Source organism: Candidatus Venteria ishoeyi, from assembly GCF_030378065.1.
GTDB classification, from domain to species: domain Bacteria; phylum Pseudomonadota; class Gammaproteobacteria; order Beggiatoales; family Beggiatoaceae; genus Venteria; species Venteria ishoeyi.
The window spans coordinates 23,047-35,039 of sequence record NZ_JAUCGJ010000050.1; the positions used below are offsets into that span (position 1 = coordinate 23,047).

The following is an 11,993-nucleotide window of genomic DNA, read 5'->3' on the forward strand; positions in this document are numbered from 1 at the left end:
TTAAAAAACTGAGTTCTCAGGCAGCCTCCCAGGAGAGAAACAATCTGACTCCCCAATTATTTTTTGCCGCAGAATACGCGGAAAACACAGAAAAAAACCTAAAGTTAATCCATTCCGCGTATTTCAGCGAATTCCGCAGCGAATTCCGCAGCGAAATCTACAATGAGGGTTTGAACGGTTACATTTAAAGGAATCATCATATGCGCGGTATCCATTTCAAATTAAAAACCAAACTGATATTTCTCACCCTGACGGCTGCAATATTGCCAGTGTTGGCGGTCGGGCTGTGGAGTGTATCGGTTGCCACTGATTCTCTGGTGGCTGGCACTTATGCCCAGTTGGAAGCCGCTGCAATGAGCCGTAAAGCAGAACTGGAGCGCTTATTTCGTAATTTTTCTGAAAGTGCGATATTTGCCGCTTCATTGCCCTCGGTCTACGATTATTTCGATAAATTTGAGGCCATTGGCCTTGACCCTGATTTGGGTTTTGCCAGTACCAAGTATCAGACCGCCCTGCAAGACTATGCACCCGTTTTGAAAAATCATACAATAAATTTTCAGGATTTATATCTGATTACAAACAGCGGTGATATTGTGTATTCCGCGCAGCAGGGTGAAAACTTCGGCAAGAACCTGAAAAAAGATCCTGAACTTGCCAGCACCGGTCTGGCCCGCGCATATCAACGCGCCCTGGCAGAACAACAAGCCATATTCGAGGATTTTTCTCTGTACCCATCGCTTAAAGGCGTGCCTGCCGCATTTTTTGCGCTCCCCCTGGAAGTTGGTAAAACCGCCAAGGGCGGGATTCTGATCGTGCGAATTGACACAGAAAAAATCAATCAACTGACACATGAAGCCATTAGTTTGAGTGAAACCTCAGAAGCTTATCTGGTGGGGCCGGACTATAAGCTGCGTTCAGGTCATCAAGATGCTGGCATCAGCCTGAAAACTTCACTTATCAGTAAAATCGAAGCAAATGGGAAAAGCAGAAGCCTAATCAGTCGGGCGCTGCAAGGGGAATCTGGCAGGCAAATCACCTCCGACTGGGATAATGAACATCCGGTTGCAGCAGTGTTCATGCCAATGAAAGCCTTTGATCAGACTTGGGCCTTGATGGTAGAAATTCACGAATATGAGATGCGCGGCCCGGTTATTCATTTCATTAAGCAGGTTTCCAGCGTTGGTGTCGGTATGTTTATCCTGGTGTTATTACTGGGCAGTGCCGTAACCTACAATATTTTACGCCAATTAGGCGGCGATCCAATGCTGATTCAGCAATTGGCGCACAATATTGCCAAGGGGAATTTGCACACCATTACAGCCAGCAGCAACAAGGATAGCGTCTATACGGCTATGCAGGAAATGATGCAAAGCCTGCACGGTATTATTCAAGTCTCCGGACACGCATTAAGCAGCCTCGCACAGGGCGATCTTAAAGCGCGTATTGATGCTAATGCCGGTTTTGTTGGTGATTTTGCGCTAACCCGCGCAGCTACCAATGACATGGTGAAAAATCTGCGAGAGATTATTATTGAAACCAATACCGTGTTGCGTAAGCTCGCGCAAGGTGAGCGTCAGATTGAAGTGGTTGGCAGGTTTCCCGGTGATTTTGTTGAGATTAAAAATGCCCTGGAGGACAGCATAGCCAAACTTGCGCAGGCAACAGCAGAAAATGAACGCCAGAACTGGCTGAAAACAGGGCAGGCACAGTTGAACGAACGTTTGCGCGGAGAGCAGGATATTCGTACTTTGGCAAAAAATAGTATTGATTTTCTGGTCACTTATCTTGATCTGCAAATTGGCTTGTTTTACGTGATTGAAAAAGATGATGACAGTCAAAGTTATTTGCGGGTTGCTGCGGATTACGGCTATCTGCATGATGATAACAGTCATGCACATAAATTTTATATCGGCGAAGGACTGGTGGGGCAGGCGGTATTGGAACGCAAGCCGATTGTACGTCATCACAGCCAGGAAGAATCCACCCGCATCAACCAATCTGGCCTGGCTCAGGTGATACTCAGTGAAGTCATGTTGCTGCCATTTTTATATGAAGATACGGTTAAAGGTGTTATTGAGCTGGGTTCAAATAACAATTTCAGCAGCTTGCAGCGTGACTTTCTGCTACAAGCCATGCCCAGTATCGCTATTGCCTTGAATGCCTCTGAATCACGTAGCCGCACTCAGGAGTTGCTGGAACAAAGCCAGACGCAGTCCGAGGAGTTGCAAGCTCAGCAGGTGGAAATGCAGCACACCAATGAAGAATTGCAAAGTCAAACTGAAGAGTTACAAGCGCAGCAGGAAGAGCTCAGCCAAGCCAATGAAACTTTAGAAAGACGTGGTAGGGAAATGGAGCGCCAGCAACAAGCGGTGGAAGAAAAGAATGCAGAATTAGAAGAAGCGCGGATAACCATTCAAAGCAAAGCAGAAGATCTGGAACTGGCCAGTAAATACAAATCTGAATTTCTGGCGAATATGTCGCATGAACTGCGTACCCCGCTTAACAGTCTGCTGATTCTTGCACAATTACTGGAAACGAATAAAGATGGCAATCTGACGGATAAACAAATTGAATGCGCACATACCATACACGGTGCAGGCAATGACTTGCTGGCCTTGATTAATGAGATTCTTGATTTATCCAAAGTTGAAGCGGGTAAGGTTGATATGCATCCAGAAAAACTTAAGCTGGATAAGATCATTACAACGCTGGAGCAAAAATTTCGCCATGTGGCTGAAAATAAATGCCTGTATTTTAATATGCAAAAGGCAAATAAGCTGCCCGAGTTCATTCATACTGATCCACAACGTTTACATCAGATTATTAACAACCTGCTCTCCAATGCTTTCAAATTTACGGCACAAGGCGGTATTACGCTCGATATGCGCCGCCCTGATACTGATGAGGATTTATCCCGCAGTGGTTTGAATCCTGCTGAAACGATTGTATTTAGCGTTGCTGATACGGGTATCGGCATTCCTAGGGAAAAACAAAAAGTCATTTTTGAAGCCTTTCAACAGGCTGATGGTTCTACCAGTAGACGTTTTGGTGGTACCGGGCTGGGTTTATCAATTTCCCGGCAATTGGTACAGTTAATGGGGGGAGAAATTCAAATCCACAGCAAGGAAAACGCAGGCAGCCGGTTTATCATTTACCTGCCGGAAGAAATTGCCCGAACTGATTTAAACCAAGGCGATGGCGATGACAATGCCATTGCTTCTGTTTCACCCATTGAATCAGCATATCAGGCGACCCCAGAGGCTGAGGCAACACCCATCTTCACGCCTGAACCCCAGGAAAACTACATCATTGATGATCGACAGCAGTTAAGTGATGAGGATAAAAGCCTGTTGATTATTGAAGATGACCATGCTTTTGCAAAAACCCTGATGAATTTAGCCCAGGAAAAAGACTTTAAGTGCCTGCTTGCTGAAGATGGCAGGGAAGGGTTGATACTGGCAGAAGAATTTAAACCCAGTGCCATTATGCTGGATGTGGGTTTGCCACAGGTTGATGGCTGGACGGTGATGGAAAAACTCAAAGACAATCCCAGTACCCGCCATATTCCAGTGCATTTTGTCTCCGGCGGCGATGACCACCAGGAAGCACGCAAAATGGGCGCGGTGGGTTATGCAATCAAGCCTGTGAGTATGGGTGATTTAAGTGAAGTGTTCAAAAAAATTGAGTATTTTATTAACAAAACCGTGAAAGATTTATTACTGGTAACCGACAGTGAACAACATGCTCAGAACGTGCTGGAGGTCATCAGTAATGCCCAGGTGAATTGTACCCAGGCGAATACCCAGCAAGATGCTTTAAGGCTGCTGTGTAGTAAGGAATATGAGTGTATTGTATTAGATATCAGTGTGGAACACGATACGGGAATGCAGTTGCTGGAACAGCTCAGCGATGATGAAAAATTAATGCAAATGCCCATTATCATCTATACTGAACGCCATTTAACAGAAGCTGAAGACAATGCTTTGCAACAGTATAGGAATAGTCTGAATATTAAAGCGGTGCGCTCTCCTGAACGACTACTGGATGAAGCGACTTTATTTCTGCATGGCATTAATGCAAAACTACCAGAAGCACAACGTAATATGTTGCGTATGGTGCATGATAAAGAAGCCATTTTAAGCCAGAAAAAAGTACTGGTTATTGATGATGATGTGCGTAATAGCTTTGCCATAACCGTCGCTTTGGAAGCTAAGGGCATGAATGTGATTATGGCACCCAATGGCAAAGATGGCTTGAAGCAATTGGATGATAACCCGGATACGGCGCTGGTACTCATGGATATTATGATGCCGGAAATGGATGGTTATGAAACCATGCGCGAAATCCGCACAAAAAACCATTATCGCAAACTACCCATTATTGCGTTAACGGCGAAAGCCATGAAAGGTGATCGTATTAAATGTATTGAAGCGGGAGCCAGTGATTATCTGGCCAAGCCGGTAGAGACGGATAAATTATTATCTTTATTGCGGGTGTGGCTGTATCAGTAAGGAGTGAGGATAAAATAAATACAGAAACCGGGCGCAGGATTTTTATTCATTTTCAAGGCCTGAAAACAGGCGCATAGCAAGCTATGTAACTGTTTTCATAACGCAGAAAACGGAGAAAAAGGCCAGCCTGGTTTCGGGAATTATAAAATCCTCGTTCCTAAACTTGTTTATTACTTCGGGATACCGGATAATTTTAGATTATGTCTGTTAAGAAAAAAACTACTTCCCCACATTTTAAACATCAATATGTTTTTACGCCGGTACCACGCCGCCAGCAAAAGCCTAAATCCCATTTGGGTTTATGGTTATTACTTCTGGTGTTGGTAGCAGGTAGCGCCGGTGCCTGGTTTGCCTGGCGGATGGAGATGCTACCGCTTGATTTGCTGTTTTCCTGGTTGCAACCTGAGGCTCAGAAAGAAACGCCTGTAACCGGTTCCAGCCAGTCCACACCTGCCAAAACAGTGCTTGCAACACCGCCAGCACAATCTCAAACTGATGCGCCAAAGCAAAATAAACCTGCTGCACCGCCGCCGATTAAGCCTGCAAAGCAACCAGGCATAGAAAAACCACCCGTGGTAGAAAAAACTGCGCCAGTACCCGTAGCGCAAAAAGTTACAGCCGCCAAAGAAATACAAGCAAAAACCATTGAGCCAAGTCCGCTTGTGCTCAATGAGCCACCCGCAAAAATAGCCAAGCCCGGTAGAGAAACGCCACCGGCAAATACAGCGCAAGCACAGCCACCCGCAGAACCTGTATTGCCAATGGTCGCTCCGGCTAACAGTCAGGACAATCAGCCCCGGGTCGTTGCAGAAATTGCCGTGGCAGACAAACCGTTGCCCGTTGCGGCAAAACCGGGGACTTGGATATTATCACCACCTGAACCGACAGCAACCGAGACTGCTGCCGAAACTCAGCCAACGACGGTGGCTGATAAGCCGGTGATTGCGGCAACGACAGAAATAACCGCAGAAACTGGCGAAGCACAAACAGTGCTCCCTGCAAGTCAGGAAATGGACGCGAAGGAAGTGATGCCAGCAACCATGCCTGTACCCTTGCAACAAGCGGAACAATTACTGGCGCAAGCAGAAAAACAGATACAGCGGATGCGCCTGACCTCACCCATAGGCGATAATGCCCAGGAAACCTGGGAAACCTTATTGACATTAGATAAACAAAAAGCCAATACGGTATTTAATGCGATTATGCAAAAATATCTGGAACAAGGGCAAAAACAGATTGTCAAAGGCCGTTTTAAAGGTGCCAGGGAGACTTATGAAAAAATCAGGCACTTAAATACTCAAAACAATACGCCTCACCCCGTCCCTGAACAATTGCGTAAAGCCCTGATTCAAAGTCGGCTGAAAATCGCTAACAAACAAATGAAAAAAAGGCGTTATAGCACACCTAAAAATAACAACGCCTATGACAGCTATCAAGCGATACTGGCTTTTGATCCCAAAAATCGCAAGGCATTGGCGGGATTGAAAAAAATTGCAGATATTTATGCAACCTTAGCTGCCAGAAGCTTAAAAGACGGCAGTATTAATGATGCGCGCTTATTAATTCAACGGGGACTGAAAGCGCGACCGAAACATAAAAGGCTGCTTGGTATCCAACGCACACTGAACCGACAACTCAAAGATCCCATAGGCAGTCTGTTAACAAAGGCCAGTCAACAACTGAGCGCCAATCGTTTAACCTCACCACCCGGTAATAATGCCTATGAAACCTATCGCCAGATACTGCAAAAAGCCCCGGACAATGACAAGGCCCACCAGGGGCTGCAACAGGTCGCGCAGCGTTATGTAACACTGGCCCAGAAAGAATTTGATAAGGGTGAGTTGCAACAGTGCATGGCTTTGCTCAATGAAGGGCTGGCCATTGCGCCAAATAACACCGCATTAGTACAGCTCAAGCAGCAGGTTTTACTGACTTATTAAGGAACGGTCAGTAAATAACTAATGTATTTAACGTGTCTTTTTATCCGTTGTTTTATTCCTTACTCAGATTATTGCACGTCATAACCATACCTGAAAAAAGGCAAACCGTGTATGATCAGCGCTTTTTAAAAGGAAAATAAACCATGTCTGAAATGCGGACAGAAACCCCCTTAAATATCGCAGGTGTTGAATATAACTCCCGCTTATTGGTTGGTACCGGCAAATACAAAGATATGCAGGAAACTGACGAGGCGACGCAGGCCAGTGGTGCGCAAATCGTGACCATTGCCATTCGCCGCAGCAATATCGGGCAAAATAAGGATGAGCCGAATTTACTGGATGTGATTTCTCCAGAAAAATACACCCTGCTGCCCAATACCGCAGGTTGTTATAACGTGGCTGACGCCGTGCGCACCTGTAAACTGGCGCGGGAATTACTAGATGGTCATGATTTGGTTAAGCTGGAAGTATTAGGAGATGAGAAAACCTTATTCCCGGATATTACCGCCACGCTGGAAGCTGCTGAAATTCTGGTGAAAGATAACTTCAAAGTCATGGTTTATACCAATGATGACCCGATTATTGCCAAGCGCCTGGAAGAAATCGGTTGCGTGGCAGTAATGCCTTTAGCCGCGCCGATTGGCTCAGGTTTAGGCATCCGCAACCCGCTGAATATTTTGACCATCGTTGAAAATGCCAGCGTGCCAATTATTGTCGATGCTGGCGTAGGCACGGCTTCCGATGCTGCCGTGGCGATGGAATTAGGTTGTGACGGGGTGTTGATGAATACTGCAATCGCTGCTGCCAAACAGCCGGTATTAATGGCTTCAGCAATGAAAAAAGCCATAGAAGCCGGACGTGAAGCGTATCTGGCGGGACGTATGCCACGCAAACGTTATGCCAGTGCCTCTTCTCCTGTTGATGGCTTATTTTTCTAAGGATTAGCGTGAGGTGGAAGCGGTTTTCAGCCGTATAACGGCTGAAAGAAGCTTGCGCCGAACTCAGGTTAAACATGAAAAAACCCGAACTCCTGGCCCCGGCTGGTACTTTAAAAAATATGCGTTATGCACTGGCTTATGGTGCGGATGCAGTGTATGCCGGACAGCCGCGCTACAGCCTGCGAGTGCGTAATAATGATTTTAATCACATGGATAATCTGGCGCTGGGCATAGCGGAAACCCATGCCCAGGGCAAACAGTTTTTTGTGGCGGCGAATATCTCTCCGCACAACAGCAAACTGAAAACCTTTATGGATGACTTAGCACCGATCATCGCCTTAAACCCCGATGCGCTGATTATGGCTGATCCAGGCTTGATTATGTGGGTGCGCGAGCGTTGGCCTGATATGCCGATACATTTATCGGTGCAAGCCAATACCGTGAATTACGCAGCAGTGCAGTTCTGGCAAAAACTGGGCTTGAGCCGGGTGATTCTATCGCGCGAACTGGCGCTGGATGAAGTCAAGGAAATTCGTCAGCAATGCCCGGATATTGAACTGGAAGTATTTGTTCATGGTGCTTTGTGTATTGCCTATTCCGGGCGTTGTTTATTATCGGGCTATCTTAGCCACCGTGATCCCAATCAAGGCAGTTGTACCAATACCTGTCGCTGGGATTATAAAGCGCATCCTGCCGCCGAAGATGAGACCGGTGATATACAGATCGCCCAGCCTGTTTTAACGACGGCAGCACAGGCCACGGATCAAGTATTCCTGCTGGAAGAACACAATCGTCCTGGCGAATACATGCCAGCATTTGAAGATGAGCATGGCACTTATATCATGAACTCCAAAGATTTGCGGGCGGTGCAGCATGTGGCGGAGTTAATCGACATTGGCGTGGATTGTCTGAAAATTGAAGGCCGCACCAAATCTCATTATTATGCAGCGCGCACCAGCCAAGTCTATCGGCACGCAATTGATGATGCAATGGCTGGCAAGAGCTTTGATTTTGGCTTGATGGATGAACTGGAAAATCTGGCCAACCGGGGCTATACCGAAGGTTTCTACCGCCGCCATCTGCCGCAGGAATATCAGAATTACGAGCAGGGCATTTCCCGCAGCGACCGCCAGCAATTTGTTGGCGAAATTCTCAGCGCTGATGAAGACTGGCTGGAAGTGGATGTGAAAAACCACTTTGAAGTGGGCGATCAATTTGAATTAATGCTGCCGGGATTCTGTCACAATTTTAGCCTGGAAGCCATGCAAGATAAAGAACGTCAGAATATCACGGTGGCAAAAGGTTCCGGGCATATCGTCTGGATTCCAAAACCGGCTGAGGTGAAAGATATTGCTTATGGGCTATTGTTGCGTGATTTGAAACAGGATTGGCGGGAGCCGGTTGCTTAAACTTGTCTGGCATCAACAACATGGATAAGGCAACCATCACTGATACGCCCCCGTCCCCAGAAAATCCAGCACTGCCGGTGCGCCATCCTTGAAAATACGGGTAAGCTGTTCCACTTTTTTGAAACTCTCCAAATCGTTGACATATTTCAGCATCAACACCGCACCGCCTAATGAGGTATTTTGTTGCATGCGGTAAATTGGCAGGAACAGGCTGGAAAACTTATCCAAATCAAGATTCTGTGCCAACAGGCTGGTATAAGGATCGGATAGTTTGTCAGTCCAACTGCTGTTTGCCCATGACTGTTTTATGCCGGTGGGATTGATGGCTTCGGAAAAGACCTGTTTAATCAATGTGTAAAAATTGCTGGAAATTTCCCGGTTACGCAAGCCTTGTTGCAGCACGGATACGCCAACCCTGGTTGGCTCCACCATCTTTTGCGGCAACAGGTATTCACTGGCACCTGCCGCAAAACCCATTACCGATAAGCCAAACTCAACAATATTTATTGATTTACCGCTGATTAACTGGTTGGTCAATGTCATCAATTCCTTGGCAGAATAAGAAGCCGTCATGGTTTCTCCCTGCTGGTTAAGGCGTTGATAATAGGTTTCCCGCAGTTGTTGATCAACTGCAATATAAAGCCGATCAGCCAATGCCACATGGGCTTTAACCGTTTCCAGTTCATTATTATTCAAAGCCTGGCGGATATTATTTTCCAATGCCGCCTTGCTTGCCACCGGCTTCAGCTTTTGCTTGATGCGACACTGCACGGCGTGATCACTATTATCCGCACCACAGCCGGAGCCTCCCCGAATAATGCCGCCGGGCGAATTGATAACACAGGCATTCAGGGTGAACAAAGCCAAAATAAATAAAATTCGTGTGTACATCATGAGCTACCTTTAGGGTTAAATTATCCTGTTTTTCATTGTACTATTATCCGCTATAAACCGGTGCTGTTTAGAAAAATTATACTGATAAATTCTCAAATGTCGCACAGGTGCAAACATACGGGCTTGAAGTTTTATAAAGATGTGAATAAACGCAAAAAGGATAAACCATGTACAACTGGCTACAAGAACTCATCAACGATGCCAAGCAATTTTCTGACTTTGCGCCAGGTGCTGATGAGACGCGCATCACTGAAGTTGAAGAAAAACTGGGTATCATTCTGCCACCTTCTTATTGTGAATTTCTTTTGCGTTGGGATGGTGCAAAAATATGCAGCATGCAGATATTCTCCTGCGCCAAACTGCTGGAATATGTTGAAGAGGAATGCGGTTTTGCATTATATGACGGGGAACTGCGGTGGACCGCTGATAGCGATAAAAACTATCGCCACATTTATGCGCTCAAACCCACGCATTTTCTGGCTTTTTGTGAACCTGAGTATTCTTCTGATCTGTATTGTTTTGATACCAGTCGTACTTTGGATAATGAGTTTTTGATCTGTAAGTTCAGCCATGATGATGACGACCTGGAACGCCTGGTGCGTCCTGAAGTACCGTCATTTGAGCTTTGGCTGATGAAAAAACTCTATGATGAAATGGATTTGGTTGACTTGTTTCTTGATGATGATTTGGAAGAAGAAGCAGCGGAAAGCTATCTGATTGAACGTAGCGAGTATTGGGGTGATTACCTGAAGAAAATGCTCACTGCCGCCGGGGCAGATATGACGGTGTTGCCGAGTCAGTGTTGGCAAGCGTGGCGGAAAACACTTTAAGGGACGAGGTAGGCACTCGAGCAGTTTTTAATTCATTCCCGTTCTTTACCAACGCAAACGGTAGGCGATTCCCAAGCCGCCGCGAGTCATTTCCCGGCGGTAGTTCATACCCATGCGTAGTTGCTTGTATTGTTGTTCCGAGATATTAAAATGCAAGTCGAAGCCGTATTCATCGGTGCTGTCCAGGGTGATGCGGTACTTGTGATGATGATTTCGCCCACCTGGTGGATGGTGTATTTTCTGTACAATTTTACCTTCGTAGAGCAGCGGTGTTTGCGGTGCTATCAGCATATTGCTGAACAAAATCAGGCTATAAACTGTAAACCCCGCATAGATTGCGCTGCCACCCAACAGCAGCGCTAATAGCCAAAGGCTTTTGCGAATTTCCGGCAACAGCCAGAATGCCGCCAAGGCACCGAAAACCATTGCGCTAATAAGATAATAAGCAGCAAGATGAAAAATTTGTTGCGGGAAGTGTTCGAGCCATATTAACAAGCCTATTTCCGTCAGCAACGGCAGCAGAACTAGCGCACTAATGAGTCCATTATACCGCTTTCGGGGATGTTCTACGGATGAGGACGGCTTGGGTTCCAGTTGTATTTGCAGCCATTTTGATTTGTACTGGTAGATGAAAAATACCACCAGCACCCAAAAAATACCGAATAAAATCGTTGCGTATGCCCAAAAACGGTTGCCGGCACGGCGTTTTGCCTGCGCCGCGGCAGACTGTTTGCTGGAAAATATCAACTTTCCCTTGTAGACCAGTTGGCGAGCCTTACAGCGCATGGTTTTATAGTCTGGCAAACACCAAATAGTAATCGGTTCTTTCCGGCGTAAATGCTGAAACAGCAGCGCCCCTTTGTCAGGAATGAGCGCAGCGGAAATGGAAACATGGAATTCTAATAACTCGTTTGTAATACTAATCCAGGCGCGTCCCTCACTGCCACGCGAGCTGGAACCGGATTCACTGATTTCCAGGTTGTGAATCGGGCCGCTAAAGACGGACAGTTGTTTCTGAGCTTGATAAGATACTTCGCCGCCTTCCAGCCATAGCATAAACAAACCGAAATAAACAATACCCAGACAGATGCGCAAATAGCTTGTGAGTTCTTTATTGGCTGGCATCGCGCAGTAATACAGCAGGATTCCGCTTACTAGCAACCCCGCAAAGGAAAATGGATGCCATTCCACGGAGTAAAAGGCAAGCCACAGACACAGCAGAGCAATACTGATACATAATAAATGTTTTTTCATTTCACACAAATTAGCAAAATTAGCAGACAAGTTAAAATTAGAAAAAGTTAAAATTAGCAGACAGCCAATAAATTAAAAATATAAAACAACACTATTGTTCTATTTCCTCAGCCAAGTCAAATTATAAAATTCAGAGATAAACCAGGAAAAACAGCCTGATCGTATGAAAAAAACCAAAAATCAGCCATAACCTACCTATAGCAAGTCGTTTAGTGCC

The 11,993-nt window shown here is 46.0% G+C and carries 7 protein-coding genes; 5 read left to right on the plus strand and 2 right to left on the minus strand.

What is annotated here, in order from left to right; genetic code table 11:
* The first annotated feature begins 200 nt into the window (after nt 1–200).
* The 4 genes from QUF61_RS14770 to trhP all read left to right on the plus strand — a co-directional run bounded on the left by QUF61_RS14770 (nt 201) and on the right by trhP (nt 8,798).
* On the plus strand, nt 201–4,511 hold the full coding sequence (locus QUF61_RS14770; RefSeq protein ID WP_289682379.1) for a response regulator: 4,311 nt from the start codon (nt 201–203) through the stop codon (nt 4,509–4,511).
* Nucleotides 4,512–4,711: 200 nt separating this feature from the next.
* A complete protein-coding gene (locus tag QUF61_RS14775) occupies nt 4,712–6,451 on the plus strand; it encodes a tetratricopeptide repeat protein (RefSeq protein ID WP_289682381.1) in 1,740 nt (579 codons plus the stop codon).
* Nucleotides 6,452–6,594: 143 nt separating this feature from the next.
* Complete coding sequence (locus tag QUF61_RS14780; protein WP_289682382.1) at nt 6,595–7,389, plus strand: thiazole synthase; 795 nt, start codon at nt 6,595–6,597, stop codon at nt 7,387–7,389.
* Between the two features lie 74 nt (nt 7,390–7,463).
* Nucleotides 7,464–8,798 (plus strand): prephenate-dependent tRNA uridine(34) hydroxylase TrhP, encoded by a 1,335-nt coding sequence (trhP, locus tag QUF61_RS14785; protein ID WP_289682383.1) that lies wholly within the window; start codon nt 7,464–7,466, stop codon nt 8,796–8,798.
* Nucleotides 8,799–8,834: 36 nt separating this feature from the next.
* On the opposite strand, the gene QUF61_RS14790 is transcribed toward trhP, so the two are convergent.
* On the minus strand, nt 8,835–9,692 hold the full coding sequence (locus tag QUF61_RS14790; protein ID WP_289682384.1) for a hypothetical protein: 858 nt from the start codon (nt 9,690–9,692) through the stop codon (nt 8,835–8,837).
* A gap of 167 nt (nt 9,693–9,859) precedes the next feature.
* Here QUF61_RS14790 and QUF61_RS14795 point away from each other — a divergent pair, with 167 nt between their 5' ends.
* Nucleotides 9,860–10,522 carry an SMI1/KNR4 family protein gene (locus QUF61_RS14795; RefSeq protein ID WP_289682385.1) on the plus strand — a complete coding sequence of 221 codons (663 nt, stop codon included), beginning with the start codon at nt 9,860–9,862 and terminating at the stop codon, nt 10,520–10,522.
* Nucleotides 10,523–10,567: 45 nt separating this feature from the next.
* On the opposite strand, the gene QUF61_RS14800 is transcribed toward QUF61_RS14795, so the two are convergent.
* Nucleotides 10,568–11,647, minus strand: a complete 1,080-nt coding sequence (locus tag QUF61_RS14800; protein ID WP_289682386.1) for a hypothetical protein — start codon at nt 11,645–11,647, stop codon at nt 10,568–10,570.
* Nucleotides 11,648–11,993: the final 346 nt, after the last annotated feature.